17 protein-coding genes and 16 tRNA genes are annotated in these 18,667 nt (G+C 36.6%); 32 read left to right on the forward strand and 1 reads right to left on the reverse strand.

The window, feature by feature from the left end; translation table 11 throughout:
• Positions 1–45 precede the first annotated feature (45 nt).
• On the reverse strand, positions 46–756 hold the full coding sequence (deoD, locus tag FFS26_RS08780; RefSeq protein ID WP_110009601.1) for a purine-nucleoside phosphorylase: 711 nt from the start codon (positions 754–756) through the stop codon (positions 46–48).
• A gap of 263 nt (positions 757–1,019) precedes the next feature.
• On the opposite strand from deoD, the gene FFS26_RS08785 reads away from it, so the two are divergent.
• The 32 genes from FFS26_RS08785 (at position 1,020) to FFS26_RS08930 (ending at position 18,664) form a co-directional block, all read left to right on the forward strand.
• Positions 1,020–1,412, forward strand: a complete 393-nt coding sequence (locus FFS26_RS08785) for a VOC family protein (protein ID WP_110009600.1) — start codon at positions 1,020–1,022, stop codon at positions 1,410–1,412.
• Positions 1,413–1,670: 258 nt separating this feature from the next.
• A complete protein-coding gene (locus FFS26_RS08790; RefSeq protein WP_171006276.1) occupies positions 1,671–2,327 on the forward strand; it encodes a hypothetical protein in 657 nt (218 codons plus the stop codon).
• A complete protein-coding gene (locus FFS26_RS08795) occupies positions 2,314–2,895 on the forward strand; it encodes a DUF4919 domain-containing protein (RefSeq protein WP_137904858.1) in 582 nt (193 codons plus the stop codon). Before FFS26_RS08790 ends, FFS26_RS08795 begins: the two co-directional genes overlap by 14 nt.
• A 12-nt stretch (positions 2,896–2,907) precedes the next feature.
• Positions 2,908–4,041, forward strand: a complete 1,134-nt coding sequence (locus FFS26_RS08800; RefSeq protein ID WP_110009598.1) for an AAA family ATPase — start codon at positions 2,908–2,910, stop codon at positions 4,039–4,041.
• Positions 4,014–4,754 (forward strand): hypothetical protein, encoded by a 741-nt coding sequence (locus FFS26_RS08805; RefSeq protein ID WP_110009597.1) that lies wholly within the window; start codon positions 4,014–4,016, stop codon positions 4,752–4,754. The genes FFS26_RS08800 and FFS26_RS08805 overlap by 28 nt, the downstream gene beginning before the upstream one ends.
• Positions 4,745–7,123: a hypothetical protein gene (locus FFS26_RS08810; protein WP_110009596.1), complete on the forward strand. Its 2,379-nt coding sequence runs from the start codon at positions 4,745–4,747 to the stop codon at positions 7,121–7,123. The genes FFS26_RS08805 and FFS26_RS08810 overlap by 10 nt, the downstream gene beginning before the upstream one ends.
• Positions 7,113–8,810, forward strand: a complete 1,698-nt coding sequence (locus tag FFS26_RS08815; protein ID WP_137904859.1) for an APC family permease — start codon at positions 7,113–7,115, stop codon at positions 8,808–8,810. Before FFS26_RS08810 ends, FFS26_RS08815 begins: the two co-directional genes overlap by 11 nt.
• Positions 8,803–9,825 (forward strand): hypothetical protein, encoded by a 1,023-nt coding sequence (locus tag FFS26_RS08820; RefSeq protein ID WP_110009656.1) that lies wholly within the window; start codon positions 8,803–8,805, stop codon positions 9,823–9,825. Before FFS26_RS08815 ends, FFS26_RS08820 begins: the two co-directional genes overlap by 8 nt.
• 160 nt (positions 9,826–9,985) lie before the next feature.
• Positions 9,986–10,114, forward strand: a complete 129-nt coding sequence (locus FFS26_RS08825) for a penicillin-binding protein (RefSeq protein ID WP_171006277.1) — start codon at positions 9,986–9,988, stop codon at positions 10,112–10,114.
• 575 nt (positions 10,115–10,689) lie between these two features.
• Positions 10,690–10,757, forward strand: a tRNA-His gene (locus FFS26_RS08830).
• Positions 10,758–10,765: 8 nt separating this feature from the next.
• Positions 10,766–10,839 (forward strand) — tRNA-Arg (locus tag FFS26_RS08835).
• Between the two features lie 68 nt (positions 10,840–10,907).
• Positions 10,908–10,981, forward strand: a tRNA-Lys gene (locus tag FFS26_RS08840).
• 8 nt (positions 10,982–10,989) lie between these two features.
• A tRNA-Arg gene (locus tag FFS26_RS08845) sits at positions 10,990–11,063 on the forward strand.
• Positions 11,064–11,131: 68 nt separating this feature from the next.
• A tRNA-Pro gene (locus FFS26_RS22475) sits at positions 11,132–11,203 on the forward strand.
• A 6-nt stretch (positions 11,204–11,209) separates the two neighbouring features.
• Positions 11,210–11,281: transfer RNA gene (locus FFS26_RS08850), tRNA-Glu, on the forward strand.
• Between the two features lie 5 nt (positions 11,282–11,286).
• Positions 11,287–11,360: transfer RNA gene (locus FFS26_RS08855), tRNA-Ile, on the forward strand.
• Positions 11,361–11,364: 4 nt separating this feature from the next.
• Positions 11,365–11,436 (forward strand) — tRNA-Asn (locus tag FFS26_RS08860).
• Positions 11,437–11,654: 218 nt separating this feature from the next.
• A tRNA-Cys gene (locus FFS26_RS22480) sits at positions 11,655–11,736 on the forward strand.
• Between the two features lie 207 nt (positions 11,737–11,943).
• A tRNA-Tyr gene (locus tag FFS26_RS08865) sits at positions 11,944–12,030 on the forward strand.
• A 76-nt stretch (positions 12,031–12,106) separates the two neighbouring features.
• Positions 12,107–12,178 (forward strand) — tRNA-Glu (locus FFS26_RS08870).
• Positions 12,179–12,526: 348 nt separating this feature from the next.
• A tRNA-Leu gene (locus FFS26_RS08875) sits at positions 12,527–12,600 on the forward strand.
• Between the two features lie 75 nt (positions 12,601–12,675).
• Positions 12,676–12,751 (forward strand) — tRNA-Leu (locus tag FFS26_RS08880).
• Positions 12,752–12,838: 87 nt separating this feature from the next.
• Positions 12,839–12,911, forward strand: a tRNA-Phe gene (locus FFS26_RS08885).
• A gap of 97 nt (positions 12,912–13,008) precedes the next feature.
• Positions 13,009–13,079: transfer RNA gene (locus FFS26_RS08890), tRNA-Gln, on the forward strand.
• Between the two features lie 7 nt (positions 13,080–13,086).
• Positions 13,087–13,157 (forward strand) — tRNA-Trp (locus FFS26_RS08895).
• A 124-nt stretch (positions 13,158–13,281) separates the two neighbouring features.
• Positions 13,282–13,767 carry a ribonuclease H-like YkuK family protein gene (locus FFS26_RS08900; protein ID WP_110009655.1) on the forward strand — a complete coding sequence of 162 codons (486 nt, stop codon included), beginning with the start codon at positions 13,282–13,284 and terminating at the stop codon, positions 13,765–13,767.
• Positions 13,768–13,875: 108 nt separating this feature from the next.
• On the forward strand, positions 13,876–14,652 hold the full coding sequence (locus tag FFS26_RS08905) for an ATP-grasp domain-containing protein (RefSeq protein WP_137904860.1): 777 nt from the start codon (positions 13,876–13,878) through the stop codon (positions 14,650–14,652).
• 11 nt (positions 14,653–14,663) lie between these two features.
• Positions 14,664–15,035, forward strand: coding sequence for a cyclic-phosphate processing receiver domain-containing protein (locus FFS26_RS08910; RefSeq protein WP_120233401.1), 372 nt, complete (start codon positions 14,664–14,666; stop codon positions 15,033–15,035).
• Positions 15,035–15,598: a DinB family protein gene (locus FFS26_RS08915; RefSeq protein WP_137904861.1), complete on the forward strand. Its 564-nt coding sequence runs from the start codon at positions 15,035–15,037 to the stop codon at positions 15,596–15,598. Before FFS26_RS08910 ends, FFS26_RS08915 begins: the two co-directional genes overlap by 1 nt.
• 5 nt (positions 15,599–15,603) lie before the next feature.
• A complete protein-coding gene (locus FFS26_RS08920; RefSeq protein WP_137904862.1) occupies positions 15,604–16,620 on the forward strand; it encodes an RNA ligase, Rnl2 family in 1,017 nt (338 codons plus the stop codon).
• A 366-nt stretch (positions 16,621–16,986) separates the two neighbouring features.
• Entirely contained in the window at positions 16,987–17,538 is a 552-nt protein-coding gene (locus tag FFS26_RS08925) for a 3'-5' exonuclease (RefSeq protein ID WP_110009587.1), read from the forward strand.
• Between the two features lie 802 nt (positions 17,539–18,340).
• A complete protein-coding gene (locus FFS26_RS08930; RefSeq protein WP_137904863.1) occupies positions 18,341–18,664 on the forward strand; it encodes a hypothetical protein in 324 nt (107 codons plus the stop codon).
• Positions 18,665–18,667 lie beyond the last annotated feature (3 nt).

The following is an 18,667-nucleotide window of genomic DNA, read 5'->3' on the forward strand; positions in this document are numbered from 1 at the left end:
CTCTACTGATAAAGTAAAGCTCTTTTTCTATAATGAATTTAGTTCTTACAAACTCTTTATAGCCGATTCCAAAGCCAGTTCCATCATAGGATTCAAAGCTGTTTCTCTTTCATCAGCAGAGATTTTTTCGTGGGTAGGAATAATATCCGTTACCGTAAGAATAGTCGCTGCATTTTTTCCTAAATGCTGAGCATTGGCAAATAAACCAAAAGCTTCCATTTCTACTGCAGGACAGTTGTATTTTGTTGCAATTTCCGGAGTAGCAGGATCTTTTCTGTAGAAAATATCACTACTGTGGATATTGATGGCTTTAGCATTTAATGATAAATCTTTAGCCGTTTCGTTGATGGTATTAAAGATATTCCCCTGGTGAGAAAGGATTTCTTCTTCAATTCCCCATGCATATTTGGCGTACGTACTTTCGCTGGCAGCTTTGTCAATATTTAAAATATCAAAAAGTTGAAGATCAGTATTGTAAGCACCACAAGTCCCGATTCTGATGATCGTATCTACTTCATACTCTGTGAACAGTTCAAAAGAATAGATTCCGATACTTGGAAAACCCATTCCACTTGCTCCTACAGTGATTTCCTTCCCTTTATAAAGACCTGTATAATAAAAAATTCCTCTGGTTTTGCTTACCAGTTTAGCATTTTCTAAATAATTTTCAGCAATATACTGTGCACGAAGCGGATCCCCCGGCTGCAATACTACTTTGGCAATTTCTCCTTTTTTTGCACTGATGTGAATACTCATAATGTTATTTTGAATGGGACAAAGATAATAACTTTTAGTTTGTTTCTGTAATTACGAAAATGGAAACAATGAAACGACGTCTTATTAATAAAATGTATAAGATGTTATTAATAAATGCTTTAAATAATATTTTTTAATAAAGACCTTCGTATAATCCAAAACCTAACCTGGTAAATACAGGACAATAAAAGAATAATGTGGAGCGGGTATCGTTAAAGGCCAGCGGCTACTTTTGCAATAGTCAAACCGTAAAAATTGAAATTATGACAATTGAACATATCGCTGTTTGGGTGAAAGATCTGGAAATATCCAGAGCGTTTTATCAGAAATATTTCGGAGCCGTTTCCAATGAAAAGTATCACAATCCTGTTAAAAATTTTCAATCCTATTTTTTAAGTTTTGAGAGCGGCTGTCGCCTTGAAATTATGACCAGACCGGATATCAGAGAAACTGAAAACTCTTATGAATCCCAGCAGTATGGAATTATTCATCTCGCATTTTCTGTAGACAATAAACAAAAAGTAGACGAACTTACAGAAATACTGAGAAAAGATGGATATAAAGTGGCTGGAGAACCGCGTACCACCGGGGACGGCTATTATGAAAGCGTCATCCTTGATCCTGAAAATAATATCATTGAAATTGTATCACAGTAGTCATTGCGAGTCGCTTTAGCGACGAAACAATCTTTATAGTAATGAATATGTAATTTCAAACCTTATAGGTTTAGATGGTAAGATTTACCTTGCTGAAAATCTTTGATTTTCTTGCGCCTTAAAAACAGCATAATGCTTATAACTTTTTGCGCCTTTGCGCTTTCCAACCTTATAATTACTTCAAAGAATCCATATTTAACATGAATCTTCCCCACAAAAATTTTATTCTCAACGAAATAATTTTATTTTTGTTAGATCATGGAAACCAAGTCACCGTTTTTAGACACGATCTTTTTGCTTCGTAAGGAAGAATGTATTACTCTTTTTTCAAGCTTACAGCAAATCTCCCCTCAGGAAGAGGCGGAAGCAGGAGATTATTTTGAAACAGAATTCGAAAAAGAAAGACTTGAATTTTTATCAGACCGTTTAATCTGTAACAAACAGACAGCCGTATGGGCCGCCAAGATTCTCTATCACAGTGCACAGCTTTATCTCATCAGAGAAAATACCGAAAAGGATATTGAAAATCTTATTCCCGGATTCAAAGGAACACGGGATATTCCTTCCATCTTATCCGCAGATATGTCACTCAGATTTTTGCCACAGGTAATGGCTGCTTTACATACTGTGGATCCCGAAGATGCTTTAATCCCTATGCTGGAAAATATTCTGACACAGTTTCACTATTCCGGAATAGGATATGATCTTGATCTGAAAAACGTAAATTGGCCTGAAGAACTGAAAGACAATACCTACAGAAAGCTATATCTGGAAAGAATTGTTGAAAAAAAAGATGATAAACTGGCAGAAATTCCGTTTATCAATAAACAACTGATTGCCGAATTTGGAATGCATAAAGACGCATTCTGGCGAGAACTAAAAACTATAACCGAAGACAATAATGAAAACATATGAGAAAGTATTTGAATTTTTAGCGGACCCCACCAAAGAAACGTTCCTGAAATGCCGTAAGCTGGTAATCAATGATCCTGAATATGATCCGTATTCAGAAGATATTGAAAACATGCAGGATTTACTCAATGAAGGAAAATTTGAAGAGGTTATACAATATGTAAACGTCAATATTTTGCTGAGTCCGAGAGCTCATATTTATAAATATTTTGCATACAAAGAACTGGACGAAGATAAAGGACGAAGTATTGAAATGACAATAGCACAGCTCATTTTTGAATGCCTTGAAAAAACAGGGGACGGAACCAAAGCTTCTCCCTATATTATTACAAGAATTTCCGACGAAAGGGATCTGATCAGGCATCATTTCAATAAACAGGATGTTTCACAAAGTCTGGTCAGGGATGGAAATAAGATCATGGATGCACTTACTCTTGATGACGGATCTCAATTGTACTTTGATATCAAAGATCCTTATCAGAGAATGGCCTTTTCATTCAGCAAAAGAAATGAACAGGCAGAAAGCAAAGAAGAACAGAAACCCCAAAAGAAAAAATGGTGGAAATTTTAATTTTTTAAGTCAATGAACCAGAATATAAATCAGCTTAATACAGTTCTAAACTACGTAAAAGAAACTTTTGTAGGCAAAAATGATGTCGTAGATCTGTTGGGGATCTGCCTTTTGGCAAGAGAAAATGCCTTTTTATACGGTCCTCCGGGTACTGCAAAATCAGCCATTGTCAGAACCCTGGCAAAAACAGTGAAAGACGGGAAAAACTTTGAATATTTATTAACCCGTTTTACAGAACCGAACGAGATTTTCGGCCCTTTTGATATCAGAAAACTGAAAGAAGGGGAACTTCTTACCAATACGGAAGGAATGATGCCCGAGGCTTCCATGGTTTTCCTGGATGAGATCTTCAATGCCAATTCTGCTATTCTGAACTCCCTTTTGATGGCACTCAATGAGAAGATTTTTAAAAGAGGAAAAGAAACAAAGCACTTACCTGCACTGATGTTTGTGGGAGCAAGTAACGTTCTTCCGGAAGATGAAGCATTGAATGCATTATTTGACCGTTTTCTGGTAAGAATCAGTGTAGATTATGTGAATCCTGAACTTTTGCAGCAAGTTCTTCTGGCAGGGAGAAAGCTGGAAAATGAAGAAGAAACGGAAATTCCGGAAATTCATGCTGATGCGATCAGACAACTTCAGAAGCTGTGCAGAATAATAGATCTGAAACCCATCTATGAAGTCTATCTGAATACCATTATGAACCTTAGAAATACAGGTATTGCCATTTCCGACCGTAGAGCGGTGAAACTTCAGAATCTGATCGCTGCAAGTGCACTGATCTGTGGAAGAAAAGAAGCTGTACTTTCCGATCTATGGGTTTTGAAACATATCTGGGATACAGAAGAACAGATTGAAATTCTGGAAGGAATTATCAACAGAACGATTGAGAAAGATAATCATCCGGATTCTCATCCTCAGGCTATGCAGAACAAAACTCCCAATCCTGAAGAAGTCATGAAAGACGTAAAAATTCTGGTGGAGAAATGGGATGGCGGAATGCTGAGCTTTGAAGAGCAAAATGTGATTAAAGATAAACTGAGATATCTGCAGACCCGTTGCGACTGGATCAGAAATCCGGAACAGAAACAATATATTCAGCAGGAAATTGAAAGCTTATGGCAGAAGATTCTTCAAAGCGTTTAAAAGAATTCCGGGCAGAACTCCCCCGTTCTGATGAAGATTTTCTGGGTTCCCTCAGAGACTGGAAAAATATTCTGATTGCCATGGATGGAGATACGGTCTGGCTGAAAGGCTTTACCGATGAACAGGCAGCAGCTCCGGAGCTACAACAATTGCCGGACTTTATTCTGTATGAACTTCGTGATGGGCTTTTATTCAGAAAAGAGGCTTTGGTTCCGAGTAAAAAAATACGGACAGCTTTGCTCTGGATTCCGATAGACAAAGCATTGCAGCTTAGTTTTCCACCTTCAAACCAAAACTATTTTGGGATTCATGAACAGGTTCGGATACAACTAAAAGAAAGCAATGAAGAACATCCGGTTATCGCTTTGCTGAGCAACATTGCCGATATTAAAGAAAGTATCGCTGCGTTACCGAAGTTTAAGCTTGAAAAAATAAAATGGACAGTTCTGGGCGATAAAGCCCTGTTTATGGGAACTCCATTATTAAGCTTTCCCGGAAAGACCTACTGGACGAAGGACAGACATTTATTGCCTGCAGGTCTGGATTTTGAATTTAAAAACCTAAGCACACTGTTGCAGCAAAAATATAATCAAGAGGAAGGATGGCTGCTGTGGGATGGAAATGGGAATTATCTTTCAATAAAAGAAACAGATTTTCGTCCATTATCCGTAAGCTCATTCCGCCTTACTGAAAAATCAAGAGAATGGAATTAAAGGCTTATTTCCAGTCCTATGAAAATTATTTTTGGGAATGGAAAACTGATGAAGATGTTCCCGGTGATTCCGGTTATCATGAAAACAATCTCCTCTCCATTCCCGGAGTAGGAGCCATAGCTTACAGGCCTTATCTAATGGAGATACTGAAAGAGCTTCAGCCACAGGGATGGCCTCCGTTCGGGGCATTGCTTATGGTTTTGTATGCGATGCAGGATGGATATACGGACTTTGCAGGCCCGTTAAGACGTACAGCTGAGTTTTATAGCGGTGAAGATTTTGAGTTCAACGCGGAAAAGCCAATTGAATTCCTTGAAAAAATAAAATCACTACCCAAAGTTTATAAGGAGAAACAGAACAGAATTGTATTGCTCCAGACTTTGTTCAGCAATAGTCATAACAGGGTGGGCTCTCTTCATGCGGATATTTATTTAAAGATCTATTATAAACGACCGCAGGAACTAGCGATCAGTGCAGAAAAACAAGACGAAGGTTCAATAGCTTTCAACAAAGATCTGAGCGCCTTAAATCTGAATGAAAAATTTCCTACAGTACAGTCTGTCATTGACGCCATGAAAGGCCTGGTTGATGAGCCGGAACTGGATGATGAGGTAGTAGAAGAAGAAACAACAGCAGATACAGATAAAGATTTTATCAAAGAATTGACTGATGAGCCAAAGACCTTTCAGATAGGAAGCCTGATCAAAAGAATATGGAGCGGGCTGAAAATTCCAATGCGCCATCTTTCTCCCGGTGAACAGCCTATCGGAGGAATTTCTGATATGACCAACAAAGGTGATTTTCACCGGATGCTTCTTTCCGAATTTGCCAACGAAGATGATGTCTTTATGAATCGTGTTGCGAATAGCGAGGCATTGTATATGCAAAGAGAAATTCCGCCTGAAGAAAATATTTTTGAAAGAATTATCCTTATTGACACTTCCCTCAGAAACTGGGGAACTCCAAAAGTATTAGCGTATGCCTCAGCAATAGCGGTTATAAAACATCCCAAAGCCCATTCTGAATGTAAAATCTTCGCTTTAGGACAGGCAGCTACTCCCATTGCGCTGAACAAAGTGGAAGAAGTAGTGGAAAATCTTAATCAGGTAAGTGCTGTTCTGGAAGTTTCAGAAGCACTGGAGAAGTTTTTTAATGAAAATCACTCAGAAAAGGATATTGAAGTTTTCTTCATTACCCATCAGGATAACATGGCTGATGAGAAGATTCAACGGGTTGTACATCAGAACAGGGACCAGCTGAAGTTTTTGGTAACGACAGCCTCGGATGGTGAAATCAATTTTTACAAACATCACAAAGGAGCAAGAAAGCATATCCAGAAAATAAAACTTCCATTGCAGGAACTGTGGGCCAATCCGCCGCAGCAAAAACAATCCGTTCAAAATTTTAACGGAAAGAAAACAGATCTTCCGCAAAACTATCCGATCTTGTTCCCGGCACCGGTTAATAAGATTGCTAAGTTTCTATATGACGGAGAGTTTTTCATTCTGAGTTCAAAAAAACAATTGCTGAAGACTTATCTTTCTGATAACTATTATGACAGACATTCCTATGATTATTATAAAACCCATCATGGCTGCGAAGTGTTGTTTGATAAAATTTCCATAAAACCCAAGGGACAGTTTGCCTTGTCAAAAAACAGGCAGCAGCACTTTATTTTGTGTCAGTATCAGTCTGATCAGAAACTGATTTCAAAGTTAAATCTTAATACAGGAGAGTATTCCGACCAAAACCTTACAGGAATGAATATTCCGGAATATTTTCAGCTGATTTACTTCGGACGGAATTTTTATCTCCATCATCCTGATAATGTTACCCATTACAAAATTAATATTGATGGAAATATTTCCGTAGAACCTATTACCGGAAAAGAGAAAGAATTTGAAAAAAATAATATAAAAGCCGAAGCCGAAGTCGCCAAGCTTAAAGGAAGCGGATTGAAGATCATCAATAATTTCAATAAAATCGGAATTAATCAGCATGAAAATCTGGTCGTTTCCGGAAATGAATTATACAGTGCTTCTGAAAATACGCTGAACTTTTCTAAGAATAAATATGATATCAGAATCTTTGCAGAGCAGAATAAAAATAAATTTACATTTCCTGATGGAAGCGAAATTATTACCGATTCACGGGGAATGCTGACTTTCCGAAGCAGTAACAAGAGTATTGAAGAATTCTTCATTCCTTCTACATTGGGAGGATTTCTCTCGTTGGCTACCTATACAGAATTTGGAGGATCAGAATATTATCTTCCGGAACATGCTCTGTTGAAAGTAAGAACAATGGATGATATGTGTGACAGGTTTTTAAAACCGTTTATAGAACAGATTGTGGATTATGGAGCTTAGAATAAAACCTTTCCCGAAAAACAGCTATCCTAAAAAAGGACTTCTGATCAGAGGCTCTTCGCCAGTGGTGTGGCTTCAGGAAATGGAAACGCTGGGAATTCATTTAAATCAGGTACAGTCTTTTGCTGTTCCGGCTGATCATCCCAATGTGCTGTATGGGTGTTTTCTTGTTTTTAAAGATCATGCCCCACAGGAAATAGGCAGAAACGCGTACTTTCAAAGTGTGGACGACAGACTTTTCATTCCGGAAAATACCATCTTTTATCCTAAAATAAACACCGAAGACTGGGCTCAGCTTGATTCCCGGTTTCTGATTATGCACCCTGAATTCGGACTGGTAAAACTGTCTGAAGAAATCGACTGGCTTTCTCTGATTCAACATCCGGAAAGGATCAAAGAAACCATTAGAAAACCATTGAATGGCGTTTCAATCCCTCAAAAAATAGAAAGCTATACGGTTGAAGTGGATGATGAACAGGTTATGGAAGCATTACAGCCCAAACAAACCGAAGAAGAATGGATGAAGAACCTGCCGTTTGACCTTAAAAAAGTAATGGCAGGGAACAAAAAAGAAATAGAAAAATATTTACAGTATATTGAAAAGTATCCCGAACGCGCAGTAGAACTAGGCGTTTCTCTTGATGTTATGGGAACTTCCCGGGGAGATGGTTTTGCTAAATTTACATGGCTGGAAGTATTATTTGGCCGGGGCACCAATGGAAAGAATGAAAGTGCAGGAACAAAAAATTTCCGCAGAGTATTCTGGGCGCTCATTATTGCAGCGATTGTGTTAAGGGTTGCCTTGCCCTCTGATAAAAGTAATTCTGTACAGGAAGAAAACATGCCTTCTTCAGGAAAAATAGCTGGTAATGCGGTAAAAGCTCCCTCAGATATGATTGCTTTCCAGTCCGGAACCTCGGAAATTGATCTGAAGATAGATTCAATGTATCATCGGGAGAGAAAAGGATTATCCCAGGAACTTATTCACGCCGGAATCATAGAATCCAAAACAAAAAAAGACAAGGAGAATTATAAAAAAGCTGGCGGCAGAGAGGTCGGCGAAATTGGAAAGGATATTGAAAAGCTTGTCAATAAAGAAAAACAGAGCAGAGATTCTCTTAAAATCATTTACACCAAAAAAATTACAAAACACCTAGAACAGAAAACAGAAAACCTGAAACGTAAAATTTCAGATTCTTTAAAGCAATACACCAAAGGAAAGCCTGTGAATGGTGATGTTGTAAAATATCTTCTGAAAAAGAGAAAGGCGTTAATGGCTGATTCATTAGGGAAACTTTACGGGACGTTAGATATGATGGATCCGTCTTCGGCGTCCATTGACAAAGCTAAAGTAAAGGCAATAGGTACGGAAGGTACACCATTGGAAAAAAAGGCTCCTGTCTCGGACATCCTGTATATGGTGATTCTGATGATTGCGGGAGTAGGATTGTATTCTTTCCTGTTTAAAAATAAATCTTTGAATGTGGGTGGTGATAATGTCCCTGTCTGGGTGAAGGTTATTTTAATTGCTATCCTTGTAGCCATGCTTGTGTACTTATTTTATCCGCTGGTCAAAATGTTTGGATACAACTGGTTTGTGTGGGTTCTGGTAATTTGTGTGTTGTTGCTCCTTTATCGTCTTTTCAGGGAAGATAAAACCATTTTAAAATCCGATGATGATGAATAGACAGAAATTTATAGACAAATTCATGGCAGCATTCGTGCTGCTGGCGATGTTTAAGGTTGTCGGAATTGTTGCCCAGTTATTCCATGAAAGCTTCTGGAGTGTGATGGGTACATTAGCCATTTTTCTGGTGGTTGCTTTCATCATTCTTCTGGTGATCACTTCTTTAAAAGATAAAGAGCAGAACAACAGAAATTCCGCAGGAAGAAAAGGAAGCAGAAGCGGCAGTTTCTATCTGGAAAATTCACTTTTCGACAGAATTCGCAGTAAATATGAAGAGCTTGCCGAAAAATACATTGCCGAAAAAGATTACAAAAAGGCAGCAAGAGTCTATATGAACCTGCTGCAGGATAATTACAGAGGTGCAAAAACACTGGAAAATGGAGGGCTTTATAATGAAGCAGCGGTAGTATATCTTAAAAAACTGAATAATAAATCCGATGCCGCGGTTTGCTATGAAAAGGCAAAACAACATAAAAAAGCAATTGAGCTTTATAAAGAAATGGAGCAGAAAGAAAAAGTAGGAGATCTTTACAAAGAAATAAACGATCTTAAAAATGCCCATTATTATTATCAGATCGTTGCAGATGATTATACAGGAAATAATCAGATGGTGAAAGCTTCTTTGGTATACCGTAAGAAAATGGAAAAGCCGGAGGAGGCACAGAAAATATTATTGAAGGGATGGGATGAGGATAAAGATGCCTTCAACTGTCTGAATAACTATTTTGCCAATATTTTTGATGTTAAAAAGCTGGAATCAGAAATAAAGAACTTGTATGAGAAAACTCCGGATCATAAAAAGATCACTTACCTGGAAGCCATGAAGTATGAATTCAAGAAAGATCCGGAATTACAGGCCGCAATCAGAAATATAGCCTATGAAATCATCGCGGAAAAAGTAGATACACGCTCAGAAATTGTCAATGAACTGAAATATTTTAATCCCGGTGATGACGTGATTCTAAAGGACATTTCGAGATTCAAAACAGCAAGAAATAAAATGTTCAGGAATTAAATTTTAAAGATTCAAGAATTTAAAAATTAAAGAAAATTCAGCTTTATCAAATCAATTTTTAATTGATTCCTTTACATCCCTTTGCTTATCTAAAACTTTCCCGAAATTGTGAATATTATAAAATAATATCAAAAAAGATTTATCTTTGCACCAGAAAATTATGACAATACAAAGAGCACATATCAATGCAGAACTATGCGAAAGTCCTTCTAACAAAGGATTATTCGGATATGATGAGGTGATATGGAATGAGGCGAGATGTGCTGACTTTGGAAATTATTTACTGTAAACCCGTAAAAAATTAATCAAAATACAACAGAAACGCCTCGGAAAACCGAGGCGTTTTTTGTTTTTTAGGTCAGAAATTATTTAGAATGAAAAAAAATAACCATAAACATGAAAAATTTTTAATTAACAATGAAACTTTAATACGATAAAATAGAGTGATAAGCAACCCGGTGAGAGACAGTCATTTAGGTAATTAAGATATCTGCAAAATATTGCGGACAGAAATTCTCTATGCTAAAAATAACACCTAACAAATTGATTATCAGTATTTTAATTTGAAAATTTATTTGCGGATTCCAAAAATTCATATTTACTTTGCAACCGAAAATTGAAAGCAACAGGTTTTCAGGATTCAGTTAAAAATAATTTAGAAACAAACAAAAATAAAATGAAACAGTTACACAACATATTCAATCAATATTCAAGACTATTCGGACAGGAACCGACAGGTGTTGCATGTATTCTTGATAGTGAAATTGTGGATAAAAGGTGCTTATATACGTGGGTCAGCTAATGATCTTTTACGTTTAAATATATGAAGCGCCTCCCGAAAAGAGGCGCTTTTTTTATGGTTTCTTTAGCTTATTTGGTAAAGCGCCGGTCTGTGGAACCGGAGAACAGGGTTCGATCCCCGGAGATACCCAAAGGAGAAAATCTCATGGCTCAATTGGATAGAGCGTCGGTTTACGACACCGAAGGTTGAAGGTTCGAGTCCTTCTGAGATTACAAAGAATGTGAATTTTAAAATTGACAAGCGAAGCGAATTGCTTATTGACTATTCACGACTTTAAAATAATCTCATAGCTCAAATGGTTAGAGCACCGGTCTTTTAAACCGGGGGTTGAAAGTTCAAATCTTTCTGGGGTTACAAAAAGCGGTTCCGTAGCTCAACTGGATAGAGCATGGGTTTTCTAAACCCAGGGTTAGAGGTTCGAGTCCTCTCGGAATCACAAAAAGGTTCATGGAAACTTTCCCATCCGGCTGTCTCCCGGAAAAGAAACAGAAGTGAACCCCAAAGCTGGAAAGATAACGGTGGTTGTTTACCCGTCTTGGACGCGGGAGGTCGCAAGTTCGAATCTTGCTTTCCAGACAATTGGTTCCATTAGCATAGTGGCAAGTGCATCCGGCTTTCTACCGGACGACAAGGGTTCGATCCCCTTATGGAATACAAATGATTTCGTAGCTCAAGTGGTTAGAGTGTCGGTCTGATACACCGGAGGTTGAAGGTTCGAGTCCTTCCGGAATTACAATGATTTTGTAGCTCAATGGCAGAGCACCGGTCTGTTAAACCGGAAGTTGAAAGTTCGAGTCTTTCCAGAATCGCAGGTAACTAATTGTTAATTGTTTCAGGAGAAAAAGTAAAGTTTGTCGAGAGCAGAAGATCTTACGCCAAACACGAAAAATACAGACAGGCTTTTCTTCTCTCCGGATGAATTAAAAGTTAAAAAATATCATTTATAAATTTTTAGGTAAAAATAAAGTTTGTTGAGCGCAGAAGTTCTTATATCAAACAATTTTAGACAGACTTTATTTTTTAATCTGATGGTTCGCCGAAGTAGAAGAGTCGGGACGGTCTGCAAAACCGTTGTGTCAACTGAGTGGGTTTGAATCCCATAGCCATCTCAAAGTAAAAACTATAGGAAATATAAGAATCTTTTATCAATGATTTTTTATCATCTATAGTAAAGAATATCCTTTATTAATAAAAGAAAAAGGCTGTCGAGCGCAGAAGATCTTTAACCAAACATTCAATATAAAGACAGACCTTTTCTTTTTAACAGGAAAATGAGGAATTACTTATGAATCATGACTAATTGCTCAAAAAAATCCGGAAGTACGCCGAAGTTGGAGAGTCGGGGCAGACTGTAAATCTGTTGCTTCATTGCTGAGTAGGTTCGAATCCTACTACTTCCACCAACCACAGATAATGTAATGGAAGCATGCAGGAAATGTACTCTTGTTGTCCAGGTTCGATTCCTGGTTTGTGGATAACGCTCTATTCGTCTAACGGTGAGGACGCCTGCCTTTCGAGCAGAAAACAAGGGTTCGATTCCCTTATAGAGTACTGGATGTGAATAACTGGTCAATATTGAATTGATTTAATACCATGAAAGTTCAGATTATTTTTAAAAATTGGCCAGTTATCATTCACACAAAAAAAGAAAAGAGAAAAAAGGACTGTCGAGCGCAGAAGATCTTTAGTCAATAAAAACAGACGGCCTTTTACTTTTTTAAACAAAATACATTAGGAAATGAGAAAGGTTTGTCAAGAGCAGAAGATCTTTACAAATACTAGCAGGCATAATTTATAAACAGACAGAGCTTTCTCAAACCTACCATGACATAAGTAATGAGCAATGATCAATAAGTAATAACCATAGATTTTCATATTACTCATTACTGATAAAATAACGCCTCTCTATTCCAATTGGCAGAGAAAACGGCTTTAAACCCCGTAAAGTCCCAGTTCGAATCTGGGGAGAGGTACAGAATATGAGTAATAAGTAATGAACAATGAGTAATGATGAAAATAGAAAATATTACTCATTACTTAAAAAAACTGCGGGAATGGTGGAATGGCAGACACTCTTGATTTAGGATCAAGCTTTTGGGGGTTCGAATCCCTCTTCCCGTACCAAAAATATAAATAATAAATAATGAGCAATGAGTAATAATGCTAGTCACAGATTTTCATATTACCAATTACTCATTACTTATAAAATCCGGAAGAGTGGTGTAGAAGGTCTGCACGTTAGTCTGAAAAACTAAAGGTACAGGTTCAATTCCTGTCTGTTCCGCAAAAACATGAATGATAAGTAATAAGCAATGAACAATCATTGATACCTGACTGATTTCTAATATTACTCATTACCAATTACTTATTACTCATGAAATTGATTCATAGTGTAATGGCAGCACACAAGATTTTGATTCTTGGAGTTTAGGTTCGAGTCCTAATGAATCAACAATTTTACTCTGATGGTGTAATGATAGCATCTCAGTCTCCAAAACTGATGGTATCGGTTCAAGTCCGGTTCGGAGTGCAAAGTGAATAGTCAATATGAATTTTGCTTTGCAAATGAATTTAAAAATATTGACAGTGAAAACTAATTGACGATTCACAATTCAGAAATTAATTTAAAACAAAATTTAAAACATGTAGAAAAAATGGAAACGCAACAACAAACATGGCAGAATATGAGTGGAAAAATTTTCCAGCACTCTATCACACAGTTGGTAGAAGAAGCCATCATTCGCGAACAGGCCAACGGACACCGTCTGAAAGTATGTGTGGGATCAGACTCCCACGTATACGGAGATGCCATCAGTTATGCTACGGCAGTAGTGTTTATTCGTGAGGGAAAAGGAGCGTTTACCTTTATCAGAAAAGAAAGAGAAATACAGAGTATCAGTATCAAGGAGCGAATGCTGAATGAAGTCAACAAATCCGTTGAAATTGCATACGCGATCTGTTCTGTGCTGGATGCTTATGGTGTGGAAATGGAGGTACACGCAGATATTAATACCGACCCGGATTTTAAATCCAATGTAGCACTGAAAGATGCTATGGGATATATTTTGGGAATGGGATATGTGTTTAAAGCAAAGCCTTTTGCCTTCGCTAGTTCCAATTGTGCTGATATGATGGTGTAAGAAAGATGGAAGGAATAGAAGTTTTAAACAGTATGAATATAACCTCTCTTATCAGGCTTTTAGTTTTCATCCAAAAAAATAAATAAAAGAACCTTAAAACCAATAACCATGCATTTCTTAATTCAGGCTAATGTCTATTTAGATCCGGATCACTATAAAATTTTTGATGCATTGGAAGAACTGAATATTGATTATGATGTAATTAATATTCCTCCAGCGGCAGAAAAAATAGAGTTCAAAACAGATAGAAAAGATGTTTTTGTATACGGTTCGGTGACAATTGCAAGATTGGCAAAACAGAATACAGACTGGTTTCCGGGTTCTTTTTACGGAGGAAATCATCTGTATGAAGTATATTCAAAATATTATGGTAAAAATCTCCTTAATCATCATGTTTCTGTTCATAGAATCTCTGAGCAGCTGAACTGGAAGAAAGGTGAGGTTAAATTCATTAAACCTTATAGTGAAGCAAAGATCTTTACAGGAAAAGTATTTTCAGAAAACGAATGGAAGGATTTTGTGTTTGAAGCTCTGGAATCTCAAAATAATAGAATTAATGAACATTCATTGATACAGGTTTCCGAAGCAAAACGAACAATAAAAGAAGCAAGACTTTGGATCGTTGGCGGACAAATTATTGATGCCGGGTATTATAAATTTAATGATAGTGTTCCTTTCGAAGAAAAAGTTTCAGAAGATGGATTAAGCTTCGCTAATGAAATGATCAGGCTTTTTAATCTTGAAGAAGCTTTTGTAATGGATATCTGTTTAACGGAAGAAGGTTGGAGAATAGTGGAAATAAATTGTATCAATAGTTCCGGATTTTATCCGAACACGAATGTGAAAAGTGTAATTAAAGCATTAAACATTTATTTTTCAAATTAAAAAATTAAACAATGGAAAAAACAAAAAGATTATTATTTCTGGATGATATAAGATACCCGATCGAGGCTTATCATTATACCCAACAGGATATTTTCCTCAGAAGTGACTGGCACATTGTTCGGAATTACGAACAGTTTGTCAACAGGATCTTGGAAAAAGGACTCCCGGAAATGATATCTTTTGACCATGATCTTGCAGACGAACACTATTTGAAACAGAATTCTCAGGAATTTGTTGAGAAAACAGGATACGACTGCGCCAAATGGCTGGTAGAATATTGTATGGATCATTATCTGGACCTTCCGAAATTCTATTGCCACTCCATGAATCCGGTAGGAAAGGAAAATATCCTAAACCTGCTGCAAAACTTTAAAGAATTGTAATGGACATTTTTAGATTTATTGAAGATATAAAAGCACATCTGAAGTTCACATTTGATAATGTAGACGGATGGTTTCAAAAAGATAAAAAAACGTTGAATCATCAGCCTTCAAACGGAGGCTGGACGATTCAGCAGATTTTAGAGCACATTTATCTTACGAATTTTTATCTGCTCATCCTTATTGAAAAAGGGTCCAAAAAAGCAATGAAGAATTCTTTAGATCTTGATCTGGAATCTGAAATAAAAAACTACAGTTTCAATAAAGAAAATTTTGACAAAGTAGGAGAATATGGTGCTTTTGAATGGATAAGACCCAATCACATGGAACCGAGAGGAGAATTGCGCTTAGATGAAATCCGAAGCTTAATAAGCCAACAATATCTTCAATGCGTACACTATCTTGAGGTAATGAAAAATGGCGAAGGACTCTTGTATAAAACGACAATGACAGTAAATGACCTAGGGAAAATTAATGTATATGAATATATTTATTTTCTGTCACTCCATGCTCAAAGGCATATTACCCAGATGCAGAAAAACGAATCAGAAATGATTAAAAACTAAACAGAATGATTTTTAAAACATATAACGCTATAGAAAATGCTTACCAGACCCGCGTGATCGACCAGATCAGAATGCAGGGTTTTGGGGATGAGGTTTTCATCGTACAGGAAAAAGTTCACGGCGCTAATTTCTCTTTCTTTACCGACGGAAAGGAAATTAAAATCGCGAAGAGAACTGCTTTCATCGAAAAAGATGAAAAATTTTTCAATGCCCATCAGATGTTGGAACGCTACAGAAATAATGTGATAGAAGTGTTTCAGAAAGTAAAGACCATCCACCCGGATGTTGAAACTGTAGTGATCTACGGTGAATTGTTCGGTGGCGGTTACCAACATAAAGAAGTAGAATCCGTAAAAGATGCTGTGAAAGTACAGAAAGGTATTGAATATGCCCCTCACAACGAATTTTACGCTTTCGATATTAAACTGAATGGAGTTACCTATTTGGATACAGAAGTGGTCAATCAGATTTTTGAAGAGACAGGATTTTTCTATGCAAAAATTTTGTTTCAGGGAAGTCTTGAGGAAGCTTTGAAATTCCCTAATGTTTTCAATTCAAAAATTCCGGCATGGCTTGGACTACCTGAATTAGAGAACAATAGGTGTGAAGGTACCATCATAAAGACCTTGAAAACCAGATATTTTGGAAACGGAGCCAGAATCATTCTGAAAAACAAGAATGAAAAATGGGTCGAAAAAGCGAAAATGGTTAAAAAACAAGCGAAAACTGTTCAGAAACAGGTTCATTTCAGTGAAAAAGCTCAGGAGATCTGGGAGGAAATCCAAAAATATGCTACAGCCAACAGACTGAATAATGTGGTGAGCAAAATCGGTGAATTCGAGCCTAAAATGATAGGTAAAGTGATTGGCCTTTTTGCGCAGGATATTTTAGAAGACTTCGATAAAGACTTCCCGGTAGCTTTTACAGCTATTGAAAAAAAAGAGCAGAAAAGAATCAACAAAAAGTTGAATTCTTTAGTCATTGATTTTATAAAAGAAGAGTTGATGACTCTTAAAGTATAGTTTCGGTAATTTTTTGCCGAAACTTTTTTATATATAATAAGATCATAGAACAATGTGACTGGCTCGGGATAACCAATCCTTTTTCAGAAAATTATATGAATGTGATGCATGAATTTAAAAGACATTTCAAATTACATAAACAAATAGGGCTTAAAAGAGCTTTAAGTTATTTGAATATGAGTTTTGAAGGCACCCATCACAGCGGAGCAGACGATGCATATAATACAGCCAGAATTTTAAGTAAGATTCTGTAAATGATAATAGGCTGGAAGACTGATGCCGGAGGCTGGAAGTAAATAAGACACTGTTCAAATTTCCCTCTTCCCGAATCCCTCTTCCAATCTTTAACAATTAAATTTTAAACAAGTGAAAACAACAGACAATATATTAATAGTAGACCTTGAAGCAACATGTTGGGAAAACCGGCCGCCAAGAGGTCAGGAAAGTGAGATCATCGAAATAGGGGTATGCATCATGAATGCAAAAACGGGTAAGATCTCTAAAAATGAAGGAATTTTAGTAAAACCCCAGCATTCAAAAGTAAGTCCGTTCTGTACGGAATTGACTACAATTACCCAAAATATGCTGGATCATGAAGGCATTATGCTGGATGATGCTTTCGATATCCTGAGGGCAGAGTATGATTCCGAAGAACTGACATGGGCAAGTTACGGAAACTATGACCTGAACATGCTTCAAAACCAGGCAAGAAGATTCTACACAGATTATCCCATGAGTGATGACCACATCAATGTGAAGACATTATTTGGTGAAATTCATCCTACGATCAGGAAAAGTGTCGGAATGAACAGAGCTTTGGGCGAATTGGGTATGACTTTAGAAGGTACCCACCACAGAGGTGTAGACGACGCCAAAAACATTGCAAAGATTCTGCATTGGTGCCTTAAGAATTATTAAATACTGAAATAAACAGATAAAAGGGGTAGGTTGTCTCAAAAGTCGAATCATTTGGCTTGAGGCACCTTTTTTTTGTTTTAAAATGTGATTTTGTTGGAAATCAACTATAAACTTATATCGCTCATTTCTTTCTTATAATGGCAAAAACCTTGAATCTTCTGTTGTACAATGTAACGGAGTGGAATGCTGCTGTAATTATTATTTTAAATAAAATTAACGTATCGGTTCGGTAAGATAATTTTGTTGTAAGCCATCATCAATGCTAAAAATAAGACACCAAATGTTGTGTAAATATCACAATATAGAGCTTTTAGCTAATTTTTTTAAGTTTATATCTTTAAACAGGGAATTATTTTTATTCTGCTGAGAGCTTTACCAACTATTGTTTTATTAACTTAATATTTGTTAAAAAAATCACTTTTATGGGATAATTTACTGTCTGTCAGTCATTTTTTTTTATTTTAGCCAATGAGAATAAATGGATGTTTGGTAATGAAAGTTTTGAGGTAAAATATTTAAACTGTTGTTGGCTGCAAAGCAGGTCATCAGTACAAAAAAAATCCGGATAGACAAGATATCATTTGATTTTGCCATCGGATTCTTTAAAAGTTACGTCCCTGAAAACATTTTTTATAAATAATTTATTCAATTTTTGTCCGGATCTTTAAGATGATGGACTGATGACAATTTTATATAGGACTTCCTGTTTTAAAGACTTTGTTTTCACAGGAAAAAACTGCTGTTATAAAATGCTGTGTATTAATGTTGTAGTGAAGGATTTGAAATGATTTTAAATGTTGAAATGAAGATGAATTTACTTTTCATGGAGAGGCCTTATTTATTTCTGTCTCCGGGACTGTTTAATAAATATGAAACTCCATGTATTACGGCTTTTGAGGCCGTTTTTAACAAAGGGTTTTTAAACAATTTTAAAGAATACAAAGGAAAACTGCTGACCTCGATTCTTTCAGCAGCTGGGAAAACGGTTTTTAATAGTAAAAAACGCCGCGGGCTCTATCATGAACTGTTAAAATATAATGGGTTTGAATCAGAGAAATCTCTAATCAGACTGCCTGAAGAATGGAAAAAAATGAATAACCTGAAACAAATTTATACATCAAATTAAAGC

Origin of the sequence: Chryseobacterium sp. 2VB (assembly GCF_005503635.1) — a bacterium.
In the GTDB taxonomy this organism is placed as follows: domain Bacteria; phylum Bacteroidota; class Bacteroidia; order Flavobacteriales; family Weeksellaceae; genus Chryseobacterium; species Chryseobacterium cupriresistens.